Raw genomic sequence first — 16,537 nt, forward strand, 5'->3', positions numbered from 1 at the left:
TCACTCAGGCTTCAGTTCCTTGCCAAGCCCGGCCTCGGTCAGGATCGCGCGCGCTTCGGCCAACTGGCCCTCCTCCACCATCAGCCGGCGCGGCAGGAGGCCGAGCGAGCCTTCCATCACGCTCATCGACCGGTCGGCCACGAAAAAGTGAATCCCGGCGTCCTTCAGCAGGCTCTCGGCAAGGCCCAGAACCACCGCGTCATTGGTCCGCATCAGATTGGTCAGGCCCATGTCAAACTCCCGAATTTCATTGAAAAGGAACAATTTGCCCCTTGTCGCTCCCGCCGCCGCTCCCTATTGTCGGCTGACAGAATTCAACAGGAGCGTGCTGCTTTGGGCGCCGTTACACCGCTGGCAAAAGAGAACAAACCATCAGGCTCGGTCAAGCCCATCGTGGACCTGACCGCCGCAGACATGGAGCGCGTCAACAGGCTTATCCTGTCAAAGGCCGGCTCCGATGTCGAGATGATACCTGAAGTTGCCAATCACCTGATTTCCTCGGGCGGCAAGCGCCTGCGTCCGATGCTGACGCTGGCGACGGCCGCAATGTTCGGTTATCGCGGCGACCATCACGTCTATCTCGCCACCAGCGTCGAGTTCATGCATACCGCGACCCTTCTGCATGACGATGTCGTTGACGAGAGCGACATGCGGCGCGGCAAGTCATCGGCGCGGATGATCTGGGGCAACCAGGCCAGCGTGCTCGTCGGCGATTTCCTGCTCGGCCAGGCCTTCCGCATGATGGTGGAGACCGGATCGATGGAGGCGCTCAAGGTGCTTTCCAACGCCGCCGCCGTGATTGCCGAGGGCGAGGTGCTGCAGCTCTCCGTCGCCAAGAAGATGGAGACGACCGAGGACGACTACATCGCCGTCATCCGCGGCAAGACGGCCGAGCTTTTCGCCGCCGCCGCCGAAGTTGGCCCGATCATCGCCGGAGCGTCGGAGGCCGAACGCAATGCGCTGCGCGACTACGGCATGGCGCTCGGCCTTGCCTTCCAGCTTGTCGATGACGTGCTCGACTATGGCGGCTCCAGCGCCGATCTCGGCAAGAATGTCGGCGATGATTTCCGCGAGGGCAAGGTGACCATGCCGGTCATTCTCGCCCACCAGCGGGGCGATGCCGAGGAGAAGGCCTTCTGGCGCGCCGCCATCGAGGATGGCGAAAACGACGATGCCGCGCTTGAGAAGGCGCGCCGGCTGATTGCCCGGCACAACGCGCTTTCCGATTCGATTTCCCGCGCGCTTGCCTATGGCGAGACCGCTCGCGCGGCGCTGGCGCCGCTTCCCATGTCGGCCGGCCGGCATGCGCTTGAAGAAGTGATCGATTACTGCATCGCCCGCATCAGTTGACGCCGGTGGCGGGCGCGCCCGCCTTTTCCGCCGTATCGCCGATGAAAGGTTCCGCATGACGAAGACGATCCCGATGAAACGGCTCTTGACGACGGCCGCCCTTGCCGCCGCGCTGATGCTGCCTCTCCCGGCCTCTGCCGAAACGCATGGCGACGGCGATGCCGCTCTGGACGCCGCCATGGAGGCGGTGAGCGCGGAAAGCTTTGCCGGCGCGCTGCTTGCCGGGCAGACGGCCGCCTTCGATAACGACCTCGACCGGGCGGTCGCCTATTTCCGTCGCGCGCTGCAATACCGGCCGGACGATGCGGGAACCAACAACCAGCTGTTCATCGCCTTGATCTTCAACGGCGACCTTGAAAGCGCAAAGGCACAGGCGGCAAAGACGACCGACGAGCCGCAGCTTGTTCCGCTGCGCGAGCTTTCGCTGGCGCTCGCCGCCCTTTCCGAGGAGCGCTACGACGATGCCATCGCCATGCTGGATGATTTCGGCGGCAGCGCGCTCGATGACCTCGTGTCGGAACTCCTGAATGCCTGGGCGCTCACGGGCAAGGGCGATCCCGATGCCGCGCTTGCCGGGCTCGAGGCGCTTTCCGGCCCGCCCTGGTACGATCTTTTCGTCAATTATAATGCCGGCGCGATTGCCGCCCTTTCCGGCGATACCGCGAAGGCCCGGACCTATCTCAACGCCGCGCTTGCCGACCGCGAGGGCGGGGTGACCGCGCCGGATACCATGCTGGCGACGGTCATCGGCCTGGCCGCGATCGAGCAGCAGGCCGGCAATACGCGCAAGGCACTGGATACCGTCTCGGTTGCCGAGACCTACGGCCTCAACGCCGCCGTGCTGGAACCGATCCGCGAGCGGATCGAGGCGGGGGCGCCCGTCATGGGCCTGCCGGAGACGGCAAGGGCCGGGGCGGCCGGCGTGCTGTTCGAGATCGCCGCCGCGCTCAACCAGGGCACCGCCGACGATATCGTCTCGCTCTATCTCGCGCTTGCCGAAGCGCTCAATCCGGGCTCTCCGGACGTGCTCTACCTGAGCGGCGTCGTGGAAGCGGCGAATGACAGGCCGGAACGCGCGCTCTCCTATTTTTCACGCATTCCGGAAGATGCCACGCAGTATCGCCTCGCCGAGCTGCAGCAGGGGATCGCCCTTGCCGAACTCGACCGCAAGGACGAGGCGATCGAGATGCTCTATGCCATGGTCGAGGACGCGCCCGATGACCGGCGCGGCTATCTGGCGCTCGCGGGCGTGCTGTCCAGCGAGAGCCGGTTCGCTGAAATGGCCGAGGTTCTGGACCGCGCGGCAGACCGCATCGGCCCGGTGGCGGCGCCGGAAGACTGGAGCATTTTCTACCGTCGCGGCATCGCCTATGAGCGGCTGAAGCAGTGGGACAAGGCCGAGCCCAATTTCCTGCGCGCGCTCGAGCTTTACCCCGACCAGCCGCAGGTGCTGAATTACCTCGGCTATTCCTGGATCGACCAGGGCATTAACCTCGAGGAGGGGTTGGACCTCATCAACAAGGCCGTCGAGCAGCGTCCCGATGACGGTTACATCGTCGACTCGCTCGGCTGGGCCTATTACCGTCTCGGCCGCTACGAGGATGCGCTGCGCGAACTCGAGCGGGCCGTCGCGCTCGATAGCGGCGATCCCGCGCTCAACGATCATCTGGGCGATGTCTACTGGCAGGTCGGCCGCAGGCTCGAGGCGATCTATCAGTGGAACAAGGCGCTGGCCGGCGAGCCGGACGAGGACCTCGTTCCCGAGATCAAGGCGAAGATCGCCCACGGCCTTCCTGCCGAGACGCAAGATGATGACAGCCCGCTGGCGCAGTCGCCGGAGGGTGATGGCGGGACGGTTCAGTGACGGACGCGCCTAACGGCGGCGCGATTTTTGAATTCGCCGCCGCGAAGATCAATCTGGCACTGCATGTGACCGGGCGGCGCGGCGACGGCTATCATCTGCTCGATTCGCTGGTGACCTTCACTGATATCGGCGATCGACTGACCTTTTCGCCGTCCGACACGGATCGCTTCACCCTCTCCGGCCGCTTTGCCGATGACCTGCCGCATCACGATGATATCCGAACCGGCAATCTGGTGCTGAAGGCGCGCAATCGCCTGCGTGAGAGGGCTGTTGAAGCTGGCGGAACCGCCGGGCCGGTCCATATCCATCTGGAAAAGAACCTGCCGCCGGCCTCCGGCATTGGCGGCGGCTCGGCGGATGCGGCTGCGGTTCTGCGCGGGCTCAACCGGCTGTGGCAGCCCGGGCTTGACGCTGAGACGATTGCGCTCATTGCCCTCTCGCTTGGTGCGGACGTGCCCATGTGTCTCGCCTCGCGCCCGCTGGTTGCGCGCGGGATCGGCGATATCATCGTGCCGGCGACCGGATTTCCCAGACTTGATCTGGTGCTCGCGAACCCGCTCTTGCCGCTCGCCACGCCCGCCGTCTTTGCGGCGCTGGAGAACCGCCACAATCCGCCGCTATCCATCGAGGCGCAGGCCCCGGCGGATGCGTCGGAGTGGATCGCCCTCTTGCGGGAAAGCCGCAACGACCTGCAACTGCCGGCAAGCCGGATCGCACCCGCCATTCATGGCGTGCTCGATGCGTTGTCGTCGGCGGGCGCCTCGCTTGTCCGCATGTCGGGTTCGGGCGCGACCTGTTTCGGCCTGTTTGCCGATGTCGATATCGCGAAGGCGGCTGCCGACCGGCTTGCCCATGCCCGTCCGGACTGGTTCGTGGCGGCAACGACAACCCTTGCCGAAGGAGACGACGATCATGACTGAACGCCCCTTCATTCCCGTCCGCTTCGCCGTGTTGACCGTCTCGGACACGCGTACGCTCGACGATGACCGCTCAGGCGACACGCTTGCCGAGCGCATCGCCAGGGCCGGACACACGCTCTTCGATCGCCGGATCGTCGGCGACGACCGCGCGGCGATCACGGCCATCGTCAAGGACTGGTGCTGGAACCAGGCGGTGGATGTGGTGCTGACGACTGGGGGCACGGGCTTTACCGGACGGGATGTGACGCCCGACGCGCTCGAGCCGATGTTCGAGAAGCGCATGGACGGCTTCTCCGCCCTCTTCCACCGGATATCCTTCGAGAAGATCGGCACGTCCACGGTGCAGTCGCGGGCAACCGCAGGGCTTTGCAACCAGACCTTCGTTTTCGTTCTGCCCGGCTCGCCGGGCGCCTGCCGCGATGCCTGGGACGGCATCCTCGAAAAGCAGTTCGACTACCGCCACACGCCCTGCAATTTCGTGGAAATCATGCCGCGTCTCGACGAGCACCTGAAGCGCGGCTGAACGCGCGTATTCAGACCCTGACGGAGGCCCAGGCGGGAATGATCTCGCAGGAGAGTTTGCGCGTCATCTGCCGGCGGGCGAGCGCAAAGGGCGACGCGCCGCAGGCTTCAGCCTTTTCCACCGCGAGCGGCTTTGGCAGGAGAACGCCCACTTCAAGCGGGCAGCGCGGCTTGAACAGGACATGCCGGAGCGACCGGCGATGCCTGCGCGAGCGGGAAAAGCGCGCCGGCCGCGTCTCCAGCGCCATATGTTCGAAAATCGCCTCGACCCAGCCTGACAGGGGACGCGCGCCGGGTTCCAGGACAAGAATCCAGTCGCCGCGGGCCTGGCGTATCACCTCCGGCAGGTCCCAGGCGCGCAGATAGCGGCAGCCGGCCGCCTCGGCAACGCGCTCGGTTCCGTCGTCGCTGCCGCGATCCAGCACGATGACATCGCTGACAAGCCCTTCGACCGCGCCGACAACCAGCGTCGAAAGCGTATGGGCGAGTTCCGCCTCGTGATGGTTGGTTTCGATAACGACGCTCAGCATGATGGGTACTTATTGCAAAAGTAAGGCCCTGTTGCAAAGGGGAACGATATATGTTCTTGTTTTGTTCTCACGATTGCATTAAGTTTGCGACGATGTGTTGCAGCCGGTCCGCTTGTTTCGGCCCGGAAACCGCCGAGGAGGTTCGATCATGGATGATGCCTTCATTACCGATTTTGCCGCAAACCCTGTGCCGGAGCCCCATTTCGACCCGGTGATGCGCGAGACGCGGCGCGGGAGAGGCGCGACCGCCAATCCCGACGGTCGTTTCGAGAAGGTCTCGCGTGAGCGTTTCGACGATGGCTGGGATCTCGATGAGGATCTGCCGGCGCCTGCAACGGACGTGCAGGTGGAAAAGGCGAAAACGATCATCACCCGCAACACCTCGCCGGACGTGCCTTTCGAGCGGTCGATCAACCCGTATCGCGGCTGCGAGCATGGCTGCATTTATTGTTTCGCAAGGCCGACCCACGGCTTCATGGGGCTTTCCGCCGGGCTTGATTTCGAGACGAAACTGTTCGCCAAGCCGGATGCGGCCCGCCAGCTTGCCCGTGAACTGGCAAAGCCCGGCTACAGGGCGAAGACGATCGCGATCGGCACCAATACCGATCCCTATCAGCCGGTGGAGAAGACCTGGCGGATCATGCGCCAGGTGCTGGAGGTTCTGGCGGAGGCCAACCACCCCGTGTCGATCACCACCAAATCGGCGCTCGTGCTGCGCGATCTCGACCTCCTTTCGGCGATGGCGGAGAAGCATCTCGTCAAGGTCATGGTCTCGGTGACGACGCTCGACCGCAAGCTTGCCCGGGCGATGGAACCAAGGGCAGCCACGCCGCCTCGAAGACTCGAGACCATCCGCGCGCTTGCAGAGCATGGCATCCCTGTGGGCATTTCCGTGGCGCCCGTCATTCCGGCGCTGACGGATCATGAGATCGAGCGCATTCTCGACAGCGGCCAGGCCGCCGGCGCGCGCGAGGCGAGCTACATCCTCCTGCGCCTGCCGCTCGAAGTGGCGCCCTTGTTCAAGGACTGGCTGCTGGAGCATCACCCCGAGCGTTACCGCCATGTGATGAGCCTGATCCGCTCGATGCGCGGCGGCAAGGACTATGATGCCGAGTTCGGCAAGCGGATGAAGGGCAGCGGCCCCTATGCCTGGCAGATCGCCCGTCGCTTCGAGCTTGCGGCAAAGCGCCTCGGACTTCAGCGGCGCGGCTTTGCGCTGAGGGAGGACCTGTTCCTGCCGCCCGACGGCGCGGGCACGCAGCTCAACCTGTTCTGACGACGGCGCCGGGCCCGGGCGATACCGCCCTGGCGCCGGCTGCCGGACTTTCCGGCCGGCCTTCCCTGGGCCGATGCCGAAGAAGTCTCCTTCGCCGCCGCACACGGGTCATCTCAAAAGGATCGCCCGGGAGGAGACTTGCGGGAGATCGGCGGGTCGTGTCAAATGACGGCATGTCATTCAGCGATCCAGCCGATTCTCCTGCCCTTTTCGAGCTGCCGCCGGCCGGACCCGATTTCGTGCTCGAACAGCGCGCGCGGCTCAGAGGGCTCTGGCCGGTCGCCGGCTGCGACGAGGCCGGACGCGGTCCCCTGGCAGGCCCGGTGGTGGCCGCCGCCGTGATCCTCGATCCCGACCGCATTCCCGAGGGCCTCGACGACTCGAAGAAGCTGACGGCGAAAAGACGCGCGGCGCTGTTCGAGAAGATCATGGCCGATGCCGTCGTCTCCGTCGCCTCGAGCAGTCCCGCTCTCATCGACCGTATCAACATTCTCGCCGCAAGCCTTGATGCGATGCGCCGCGCCGTCTGCGGCCTCGCCCGCGCTCCGATGCTCGTTCTCGCCGACGGGCGCGATCGTCCGCCGGGCATTGCCTGCGGCGCGGAGGCCGTCATCAAGGGCGACGGGCGATCGCTGTCGATCGCCGCCGCCTCGATCGTCGCCAAGGTGACGCGGGACAGGATGATGGAGACCGCAGGCCTGCTCTATCCGGCTTATGGCTTTGACGCCCATGCGGGTTACGGAACCGCCCGCCATCTCTCGGCGATCTCCGAGGCCGGGCCATGTCCGCTCCACCGCAAGAGCTTCCGGCCGATCCGCGAATGCGGGCGCGCCGCCGGCGACATTACGCCGGACGTCATCGAACCCTGAGGGCAACGATGCGGGCGCACAATGTCACGCGCATGGCGAGGCTCGGCGGGGTCTTGCGAATATTCAAACGAAAAAGGGGAGAAGTCTCGGGAAATTGGTGGTCGGAGTGGCAAGATTCGAACTTGCGACCCCCTCGTCCCGAACGAGGTGCGCTACCAGGCTGCGCTACACTCCGTGACCAGCGGCTGCTCTATAAAACAGCATGCGGTGTTCGGCAAGCGCTTGTTGAAACTTTTTTGAAGGGTTTCGCCGCACGCCTTCGATGGCCGCTGGCAAGGCGCTGGCAAGGAGGCGATGTTGTGATAAGAACGGACCCGGCTTTTCGGCAAACAACCAAACTTTATTGAAAATGGAACGGTTCGGCGCGTTGCGCGTTGGTAATGGGTCATAGTATCGTGCGCCGACTGTTTTGTATTAATGCACCCGTCCTCCCCGGTCGCCTGTTGAAAGCGACGCAGCAAAGGGAGTGTCGGTTTTTTAAACTGTGTCGGCCGTTTCATTCTGGCCGTTGATTGCGCCAAAAAAGGGATTGATTGTATCAATGAGTGTGAAATTCGGAACCAGCGGGCTGCGCGGCCTCTCGGTGGATCTATTGGGCGAACCATCCTCTCTTTATTCAGCGGCGTTCTGCCGCCATCTCCTGGAAACAGGACAGGCGGAGAAGGGCGCAACCGTTCTGGTCGGGCGGGACTATCGCGAATCGAGCCCGGCGATCGCGGAGCGCTGCATGGGCGCGATCGCGGCTGCGGGTTTCAAGCCGGTCGATTGCGGCGCGCTGCCCACGCCGGCGCTCGCTTTTTTCGGACAGAAGAAGAATGCCGCCTCGATCATGATCACCGGGTCGCACATCCCCGCCGATCGCAACGGCATCAAGTTCTACCGCGCCGACGGCGAGATCACCAAGGAAGATGAACAGGCGATTTCAGCCTGGGCGGAGAAGCTGAAGGGCACGGCGGAGGCCGGCCACGCTGAAGGCGAGGACATGGCGAGCGAGGCGCTGGCGCTGTTTGCCGCGCGCTGCACCTCGATCCTGCCGGAAGATGCGCTTTCCGGCATGAAGATCGGCGTCTACCAGCATTCCACCGTTGCCCGCGACCTGTTCATCGCCGTTCTGGAAGAATATGGCGCCGATGTCGTCCCGCTGGGTTTCTCCGAGAGCTTCATTCCGGTCGATACCGAAGCGGTTTCGCAGGAGACCGTCGACCTTCTGAAAGGCTGGGCAAAGGAGTACGGCCTTGACGCGCTGGTTTCCGCCGATGGTGATGCCGACCGTCCGCTGGTCGCCGATGAGACCGGGACGCCCCTGCGCGGCGACCTGGTCGGTCTGATGACCGCGAATTTTCTCAAGGCCAAGGTCGTCGTCACGCCGGTCACCTCCAATTCCGGCATTGAAAAGAACGGCGATTTCGAGGTCGTGCGCACCCGCGTCGGGTCGCCCTTCGTCATCGCCGGCATGATGGACGCTCTTTCTTCCGGCAAGGAGGGCGTGATGGGGTTCGAGGCCAATGGCGGGCTCCTGACCGCTTCTGCCTTCCGCCCTGCCGATGACGCGATCGCCGCGCTGCCGACGCGCGACTGCTTCCTGCCGATCCTCTCCGCGCTCTATCTCGCGGCCAAGGACAAGCGGGCCATGTCGGAACTGGCGAGCGCCTACAGCCTGCCGGTGGCAGACGCCGACCGCATCAAGGACTTTGCCCAGGAGCGCAGCGCCGCGCTGATGGCCCATCTGAGGGCCAGCGAGGAAAATCTGGCCGCATTTCTCGCCCCGATCGGCGGCGTCGCGGACAAGAGCGACATCGACGGCCTGAGGGTGACGCTCGAGGATGGCCGCATCATCCATTTCCGCCCCTCCGGCAACGCGCCGGAGATGCGCTGCTATGTCGAGGCCGAGACCGCCGAGGCGGCGCGCAATCTTCTGAAACAGGGGCTCTCCCTGATCGAAGGGTTCAAGCCTGCCTGATCCGTTCGCATTTTCGCAAGTCATTTGAAAAATTCATTGGAGTAACAAGACTATGACCAGCAAGATCGTTCCCGTCATCATGGCCGGCGGCAAGGGCACACGGCTCTGGCCGCTGTCGCGCGCCACCGCGCCGAAGCAGTTTATCCGCTTTCTCGGCCCCAAGACGCTTTACCAGAAGACGCTCGAGCGCGTATCCGACAGCGACCGCTACGAGGCGCCGATCATCCTGACGAACGAGGATTTCCGCTTTCTCGCCGCCGAGCAGGCGCGCGAGATCGACATGGATCTGACGGGCATCATCCTGGAGCCGATCGCGCGCAACACCGCGCCCGCCGTTGCCGCCGCCGCCGCCCTGGTGCGCGCCAATTTCGGCGAGGACGCGATCATGCAGGTCTTTGCATCCGACCATGAGATCGAGGCCGGGCCCGACTATTTCGCCTGCATCGACACGGCCTTTGCCGCCGCCAAATCCGGCAAGCTCGTGACCTTCGGCATCGAGCCGACGGAGCCTGCCACCGGCTACGGCTATATCGAGGCCGGCGATGAGCTGGATACCGGGGCGCGCGCCGTCGCCCGCTTCATCGAGAAGCCCGAACTGGCGAGGGCCGAGGAAATGCTCGCTGCCGGGAACTTCACCTGGAACTCGGGCATCTTCATGTTTCCGATCTCCGTTCTGGTGCGCGAGCTCGAAACCTATGCTCCCGAGGTCATGCAGTATGCCGAACAGGCTGTGCTGAAGGATGAAAGCGACCTCGAGCTCGACTTCATCCGTCTCGACAAGGACGCGTTTGAAAAATGCCCGGATATCTCCATCGACTATGCGGTGATGGAAAAGACCGATGCGGCGGCCGTCGTCGCCTCCTCTTTCTCCTGGTCGGATCTCGGCTCATGGGACGCGGTCTGGAAGGACGGCGAGCAGGACGCCGACGGCAATGTTATCGCCGCCGATGCGACGCTCATAGACACGAAGAACTCGCTGGTGATCTCGCGCGACCTGCATGTCGCCATGCAGGGGCTCGACGGCATGGCCGTGATCGCCTCGGAAGACGCGGTCTATGTCGGCAGGCTTTCCGACAGCCAGAATGTCGGCAATATCGTCAAGATGCTGAAGGCGCAGAAAGAGACCAAGGCGCTCGCCGAGGAGCACCCGACCTCCTATCGTCCGTGGGGCGGCTATACCTCCATCATCAAGGGCGAGCGTTTCCAGGCCAAGCGCATCTTCGTCAAGCCCGGCAAGAAACTGTCGCTGCAGAAGCACCATCACCGCGCCGAACACTGGATCGTGGTCAAGGGCACGGCCGAGGTGACGGTCGACGAGGATGTGAAGATGCTGACGGAAAACCAGTCGGTCTATATCCCCCTCGGCGCCGTGCACCGGCTTTCCAACCCGGGCAAGATCACGCTGGAACTGATCGAGGTGCAGACCGGATCCTATCTCGGCGAGGACGACATCATCCGCATCGACGACGATTTCGGCCGCGGCTGATCCCGGCGACAGGAAAGACAGCGAGGCCCGGCTGATCCATGTCATGCCGGGCTTTATTGTGCGGAAATGATGATTCATCGTCAGATATTTCGCATGTATTTTCCATTACGCAACGATTATCGACATAAGAAGCTTCTGGCGCAATGTTGCGACGGCTGCTCTTGACCGGCCCGCCTCTCCCGCTATATCGTTGCCGGACTGCGCCCCAAAACCGGGCGCGGACCCCTCTTTCAGTCTCGAAGGGCACGGCAACATGATCGAAACACCTTATCTTCTGTTTCTCGGAGATGCTCCGGATGCGCTGGCCGCCAAGGTTGCCCAGGGCATCAAGGACTGGCGGCCGGAATATGCCATCGGCCAGTTTCGTCTCGAGGGGTGCAAGGCCGACATGAAGCTGCCGGACCTCACCATTGAAGAAGCGGTGGAGAAGGGCGTGAAAACGCTGGTCATCGGCGTTGCCAATCGCGGCGGGGTGATCTCGCCTGCCTGGAAGTCCGTGCTGATCGAGGCGCTCGAGGCCGGCCTCGACCTTGCCTCCGGCCTGCACAACCTGCTGCGCAACGAGCCCGACCTTGCCGCAAAGGCCAAGGAACTTGGCCGCACGCTGCATGATGTCCGCATTCCCGCCGTGCAATATCCGATCGCAAACGGCAGGAAGCGCACAGGCAAGCGCATGCTCGCCGTCGGCACGGATTGCTCCGTCGGCAAGATGTACACCGCGCTCTGCGTTGAAAAGGCGATGCGGGAAAAGGGCCTGAAGGCCACCTTCCGCGCCACCGGCCAGACGGGCATCCTGATCACCGGCGAAGGCGTGCCGCTTGATGCGGTGATCGCCGATTTCATGGCCGGATCGGTCGAATATCTGACGCCGGACAACGACGCCGACCACTGGGACCTGATCGAGGGGCAGGGCAGCCTGTTCCACGCGTCCTATTCCGGCGTCACCATGGCGCTCGTGCATGGCGGCCAGCCGGATGCGCTGGTGCTCTGCCATGAGCCGAACCGTCCGCATATGCGCGGCCTGCCGGATTATCAGCTGCCGAGCCTCGAGACGCTGCAGGACCTCGCCCTGCAGGTCGCCCGCATCGTCAATCCGGATTGCAAGGTCGTCGGCATCTCCGTCAATACCTCCGCCATGTCGGATGAGGAAGCGCTCGCTTATTGCCGCGAGACGGAAGCGCGCATGGGCCTGCCGACGGTCGATCCCTTCCGCCACGGCGCGCAGCGGCTCGCAGAGGCGCTTGCGGCGCTATGACCGGCATCACCGTCACCGCGCGGGAGGATGTGTTTCCCGTCGCCGGCAGCTTCACCATCTCGCGCGGCTCGCGCACGGAGATTCGCGTCGTTACCGTCACGCTTTCGGACGGCGAACATCGCGGGCGCGGGGAATCCGTGCCCTATGCCCGCTACGGCGAAACCGTCGACGGCGTGATTTCGGATATTCTGTCGCTTGAGGGCGAGATTGCCGCCGGCCTCGACAGGATCGCGCTGCAGGCGCGGATGAAGCCGGGCGCGGCGCGCAACGCGCTCGATTGCGCCTTCTGGGATCTGGAGGCCAGGCGGACCGGCAGGCCGGTCTGGCAGCTGGCCGGGCTTTCGAAGCCGAAGCCGCTGACCACTGCCTACACGATCTCGCTCGGCACGCCGGAGAAGATGAAGGCCCAGGCGGCCGAAAATGCCCATCGCCCTTTGCTCAAGGTCAAGCTCGGCACGGATGATGACCGCGGCCGCATCGAGGCGGTGCGCGCCGGCGCGCCGAAATCCACCATCATTGTCGACGCCAATGAAGGCTGGACCGTCGAGGCCTATCAGAAGCTCGCCCCCGAACTGGTGCGTCTCGGCGTGGCGCTGGTGGAACAACCGTTGCCGGCCGGCGATGACGCGGCCCTTGCCGAGATCGAGCGGCCGCTGCCGGTCTGCGCCGATGAAAGCTGCCACGCCCGCCCTTCGCTGGAAAGCCTCAAGGGCAAGTATGACGCGATCAATATCAAGATCGACAAGACCGGCGGACTGACGGAAGCGCTTCTGTTGAAGAAGGACGCCATGGCGGCCGGCTTTCAGATCATGACCGGCTGCATGCTCGGCACCTCGCTTGCCATGGCGCCGGCCATGCTGGTGGCCGACGGCGCCCCCTTCGTCGATCTCGATGGCCCGCTTCTGCTCGCCAGCGACCGCGACCCGCCGATCCGTTTCGAAGGCTCGGTCATGCACCCGGCCGATCCGGCGCTGTGGGGGTAGGCCGCCTCAGCCTCTCGTCCACGACGGAAACGGGTCGGTCAGGAACTCGAAATCGCGTTCATTGAACGTAGGCCCGGTGTCGATCAGGCAATCGTCAAGCGCTTCCCGGATCGCCGCCTTGTCCATGCCGGCGCCGATGAAGACGATTTCCTGGCGGCGGTCGCCATAGACCTCGTCCCAGCAATCATCGATCATCTGCCGAAGCTCCGGAGCGTTCGGCCAGCGACTCTTCGGCACGGCGGCCCACCAGCGCCCCAGCGGGCCGTTGCGCACGATCGCTCCGGCAAGCGAGAATTCGCCGGCGAAGTCCGGCCGCGTCGCCAGCCAGAAATGTCCCTTGGCGCGGATCAGGCCGGGGAAATTCATCCGGGTGAACGCATCGAATTTCAGCGGATCGAACGGCGCGCGCGCCCGGTAGACGAAGCTCGAAATGCCGTATTCCTCGGTTTCCGGCACGTGGTCGGCAAAACCGTAGAGTTCCTTGGCCCAGAGCGGATGCTGGCTGGCCTTGTCCTCGCTGAAAAGGCCGGTGTCGAGCAGTTCGTCGAGATCGACGCGGCTGAAATCCGTCTCGATGATCCTTGCGTCGGCGTTCAGCGCCCGCACGATCTTGACGACATTTTCACGTTCCTCGGGCGTGACATCCGAGACCTTGTTGACGACGACGACATCGGCGAATTCGATCTGTTCGACATGGAGATCGACCAGCGTGCGTTCATCGGCCGTGCCCGCGACTTCGCCGCGATCCTTCAGGAATTCGTGGCCGCCATATTCGCGAAGAATGTTCACCGCATCGACCACGGTCACCATCGTGTCGAGCCGCGCGAGATCGGACAGGCTCTGGCCGCGCTCGTCGCGCCATGAAAAGGTCGCCGCCACCGGCAGCGGCTCGGCGATGCCCGTTCCTTCGATGAGTAGGTAGTCGAAGCGCTTCTCCTCCGAGAGCCGCCGCACCTCGGTCAGAAGGTCGTCGCGCAGCGTGCAGCAGATGCAGCCATTGGTCATCTCCACCATGGTTTCCTCCGTGCGCGACAGATCGGCGCCGCCCTCGCGCACGAGATCGGCGTCGATATTCACCTCGCTCATGTCGTTGACGATCACCGCGACCCGCCGTCCCTCGCGATTGTTGAGAATATGGTTGAGCAGGGTGGTCTTGCCGGCGCCGAGAAAGCCCGAAAGAACGGTAACGGGGAGACGGGTGTCGTTGTTTTGCAGCATGGGTCAAAGTCCTTGCGGTGCGCGAGAATGCCAATCGAGCAGTCTTCGTCTGGCGTCTAAATGTTATAACGTAACGTTGATAGCCAAAAGCCTGACTGGGGTCAACTCGTGGCGGCTGGACAAACAGAGACAGACCTTAAAAGGTGCGGTTCGGGCCTCGTTGTGGATCCTTCGGCCGCATCCGAGGCGTTTCCGCATAGCCCCCAAATCTTCTCGCCCCGCAGGGGAGAGATGTCGCGATAGCGACAGTGAGGTGGGAGTCTATCCACTCGGACGCCCTCATGTTTGGAAATGCCGCACCACCCTCACTGCCCTTGTCGGGGCATTAGAGTATTTGGCGCACGCCGCGAGGCCATATACGATCGCCCTGCGGTCGAGAGTGGGGATGCTGCAGGATATGGGCGAGCATTTTTCGGCCAGCCATGGCAGGCGTTTCCCGCTAAACGCGGACAGGCGGCCGGCGCGTTCGGTGGCGTCTGCTCATCGCATCCGTGCAAAACTCATGGAAATATGGGCGCGGCGCATGTGGCCGACGGCGTCGCGGTTTCCGCTTTCGAGCGCGGTCAGGATGTCGGCGGTTTCGCGGCAGTAGATTTCGGCCTCATGTTCCAAATCGATATCGGAGGCGGTGATGGCCTGCAGCCAGATGCGGGCGGTGCGGAAATAAAGCCGCTCGCTTGCCTCCCTCAGCGGCATGTTCTCCGTCAGTTGAAGCAGTTGCAGCAGCATGTCTCGGTCGAGTGCGGCGAAATCCCGTGCCGACGGGTCTCTTCGCAGCGCCTCGGCACGGGCATTCAGCACCCTGAAAGCGTCGATCAGGTCGGGCGTCAACTCCGCCGGGTCGAGGCTCGTCGTCAGCACGATCAGTTCCATGCGCAGGCGGTAGACCTGGGCCAGTTCATCAAGGTCGACATCGGTGACGATGGTGCCGACGCCGTGGACCGACTGCAGCAGGCCTTCATCTTCGAGCCGCGCCAGAACGCGCCGGAGCGGCGTGCGCGACATGCCGAATTCTTCCGCAAGGGCAGCTTCGGAAAGCCTCTCGCCGGGCGGATAGTCGAGCATGCAGATGCGCTCGCGGATGATGTCGTGGATCTGCTCCAGCCTGTCGCGGCCGGTCGGCGCCTCGATGACGTCCTCCTCGCTCATGCCCAGCGCTCCGCAAGCCGGTCGAGCATGGCAAGGCATTGGAAAAGCTGCTCGGCGCTGATGAACTCATCCGGCTTGTGCGCCTGGTCGATCGAGCCCGGCCCGCAGACCACGACATCCATGCCGATCTCCTGAAAGAAGCCGGCTTCCGTGCCGAAGGGCACGACGTCTGCCCGGTTCTCGCCGGTGAGCGCAAAGGCAAGGTCGCGGGCGCTGTTGGCGTTTTTGGGAAAGAGCGCCGCCGCCTCGCCGATCACCTCCGTTTCGATGCCCGCTTCCGGCGTGTGCCGGCGCATTTCGGGCAGAAGCGTCGTGCGACAATATTCGGCGATCTCCTGCTTCACGTAGCCAAGATCCTCGGCCACCACCGGCCGTGTTTCCCATTTCAGCACCGCGCGCGGCGCGATCACATTATGCGACATGCCGCCCTCCAGACCGCCGACATTGAGCGTCGCATAGGGCGGTTCGTAGCGCGAGCCGACGGGTGTACGTGCCACCAGCCCCTCGCGCAGCTCCAGGAGGCGGGAAATGTAGCGCGCGGCATATTCCACGGCATTGACTCCGGCATCCGGCGCGGAGGAGTGGCCGGAACGGCCGGTAAAGGTCACGGTATATTCGCAACAGCCCTTGTGCCCCTCGATCACCCGCATCAGCGTCGGTTCGCCGACGATCGCAAGGCCCGGCCGAATGGCGCGGTCCCTCAGGTGTTCGACCAGGTTCCTCGCGCCGATGCAGCCGATCTCCTCGTCATGGGTGAAGGCGAAGTGGATGGGGCGCCGTTCCGCAGCTTCCGCAAGCCGTTCGCGGCGGGCAAGGCAGCAGGCGATGAAGCCCTTCATATCCGCCGTGCCGCGTCCATAAAGCCGGCCGTCGCGCTCGGCGAGTTCAAAGGGATCGCTCGTCCACATATGCGCGTCGACCGGCACGACATCCGTATGGCCGGAGAGCATCAGCCCGCCGGAGACCTCCGGACCGAGTGAGGCGAACAGATTGGCCTTGGTTCCCGTCTCGTCGGTGAAGATCTCGACCCGCGCGCCGATATCGGCCAGCCGGTCGGCGATATAGGCGATCACGGGCAGATTGCTTTCGCTTGAAACCGAAGGGAAGGCGACGAGGTCCGCGAGAATGTCCCGACAGGCGGCAAGTTCGGTCATT

15 protein-coding genes and 1 tRNA gene are annotated in these 16,537 nt (G+C 64.0%); 10 read left to right on the top strand and 6 right to left on the bottom strand.

Features of this window, described 5'->3' with window-relative positions; translation table 11 throughout:
- A complete protein-coding gene (locus AZF01_RS00670) occupies window positions 1-231 on the bottom strand; it encodes a DUF2007 domain-containing protein (protein WP_024708006.1) in 231 nt (76 codons plus the stop codon).
- 102 nt (window positions 232-333) lie between these two features.
- On the opposite strand from AZF01_RS00670, the gene AZF01_RS00675 reads away from it, so the two are divergent.
- The 4 genes from AZF01_RS00675 to moaB are packed head-to-tail and all read left to right on the top strand — an operon-like array spanning window position 334 to window position 4,657.
- On the top strand, window positions 334-1,350 hold the full coding sequence (locus AZF01_RS00675; protein WP_024708005.1) for a polyprenyl synthetase family protein: 1,017 nt from the start codon (window positions 334-336) through the stop codon (window positions 1,348-1,350).
- 55 nt (window positions 1,351-1,405) lie between these two features.
- Window positions 1,406-3,214: a tetratricopeptide repeat protein gene (locus AZF01_RS00680; protein WP_024708004.1), complete on the top strand. Its 1,809-nt coding sequence runs from the start codon at window positions 1,406-1,408 to the stop codon at window positions 3,212-3,214.
- Window positions 3,211-4,134: a 4-(cytidine 5'-diphospho)-2-C-methyl-D-erythritol kinase gene (locus AZF01_RS00685; protein ID WP_061449603.1), complete on the top strand. Its 924-nt coding sequence runs from the start codon at window positions 3,211-3,213 to the stop codon at window positions 4,132-4,134. The genes AZF01_RS00680 and AZF01_RS00685 overlap by 4 nt, the downstream gene beginning before the upstream one ends.
- Entirely contained in the window at window positions 4,127-4,657 is a 531-nt protein-coding gene (gene moaB / locus AZF01_RS00690; protein WP_024708483.1) for a molybdenum cofactor biosynthesis protein B, read from the top strand. Before AZF01_RS00685 ends, moaB begins: the two co-directional genes overlap by 8 nt.
- 10 nt (window positions 4,658-4,667) lie before the next feature.
- On the opposite strand, the gene AZF01_RS00695 is transcribed toward moaB, so the two are convergent.
- Entirely contained in the window at window positions 4,668-5,186 is a 519-nt protein-coding gene (locus tag AZF01_RS00695) for a glycosyl transferase (RefSeq protein ID WP_024708482.1), read from the bottom strand.
- 214 nt (window positions 5,187-5,400) lie between these two features.
- On the opposite strand from AZF01_RS00695, the gene AZF01_RS00700 reads away from it, so the two are divergent.
- Window positions 5,401-6,462 carry a PA0069 family radical SAM protein gene (locus AZF01_RS00700; RefSeq protein WP_244435565.1) on the top strand — a complete coding sequence of 354 codons (1,062 nt, stop codon included), beginning with the start codon at window positions 5,401-5,403 and terminating at the stop codon, window positions 6,460-6,462.
- A gap of 173 nt (window positions 6,463-6,635) precedes the next feature.
- A complete protein-coding gene (locus tag AZF01_RS00705) occupies window positions 6,636-7,331 on the top strand; it encodes a ribonuclease HII (protein WP_024708480.1) in 696 nt (231 codons plus the stop codon).
- 98 nt (window positions 7,332-7,429) lie between these two features.
- Here AZF01_RS00705 and AZF01_RS00710 read toward each other — a convergent pair.
- A tRNA-Pro gene (locus AZF01_RS00710) sits at window positions 7,430-7,506 on the bottom strand.
- Window positions 7,507-7,872: 366 nt separating this feature from the next.
- Between AZF01_RS00710 and AZF01_RS00715 the strand changes: the two genes are divergently transcribed.
- The 4 genes from AZF01_RS00715 (at window position 7,873) to dgcA (ending at window position 13,015) form a co-directional block, all read left to right on the top strand.
- On the top strand, window positions 7,873-9,291 hold the full coding sequence (locus AZF01_RS00715; RefSeq protein WP_024708479.1) for a phosphomannomutase: 1,419 nt from the start codon (window positions 7,873-7,875) through the stop codon (window positions 9,289-9,291).
- 52 nt (window positions 9,292-9,343) lie between these two features.
- Window positions 9,344-10,777 (top strand): mannose-1-phosphate guanylyltransferase/mannose-6-phosphate isomerase, encoded by a 1,434-nt coding sequence (locus tag AZF01_RS00720; protein WP_024708478.1) that lies wholly within the window; start codon window positions 9,344-9,346, stop codon window positions 10,775-10,777.
- 253 nt (window positions 10,778-11,030) lie between these two features.
- Entirely contained in the window at window positions 11,031-12,032 is a 1,002-nt protein-coding gene (dgcN, locus tag AZF01_RS00725) for an N-acetyltransferase DgcN (protein WP_024708477.1), read from the top strand.
- Complete coding sequence (gene dgcA / locus AZF01_RS00730; protein WP_024708476.1) at window positions 12,029-13,015, top strand: N-acetyl-D-Glu racemase DgcA; 987 nt, start codon at window positions 12,029-12,031, stop codon at window positions 13,013-13,015. The genes dgcN and dgcA overlap by 4 nt, the downstream gene beginning before the upstream one ends.
- A gap of 6 nt (window positions 13,016-13,021) precedes the next feature.
- On the opposite strand, the gene AZF01_RS00735 is transcribed toward dgcA, so the two are convergent.
- The 3 genes from AZF01_RS00735 to argE form a co-directional block, all read right to left on the bottom strand.
- Window positions 13,022-14,233, bottom strand: a complete 1,212-nt coding sequence (locus AZF01_RS00735; RefSeq protein ID WP_024708475.1) for a GTP-binding protein — start codon at window positions 14,231-14,233, stop codon at window positions 13,022-13,024.
- Window positions 14,234-14,713: 480 nt separating this feature from the next.
- Window positions 14,714-15,382, bottom strand: a complete 669-nt coding sequence (locus AZF01_RS00740) for a GntR family transcriptional regulator (RefSeq protein WP_024708474.1) — start codon at window positions 15,380-15,382, stop codon at window positions 14,714-14,716.
- The gene (gene argE, locus AZF01_RS00745) at window positions 15,379-16,536 is read right to left on the bottom strand and encodes an acetylornithine deacetylase (RefSeq protein ID WP_024708473.1); all 1,158 of its coding nucleotides are present in this window, start codon (window positions 16,534-16,536) and stop codon (window positions 15,379-15,381) included. Before argE ends, AZF01_RS00740 begins: the two co-directional genes overlap by 4 nt.
- Window position 16,537: the final 1 nt, after the last annotated feature.

Source organism: Martelella sp. AD-3, from assembly GCF_001578105.1.
Lineage (GTDB): Bacteria > Pseudomonadota > Alphaproteobacteria > Rhizobiales > Rhizobiaceae > Martelella.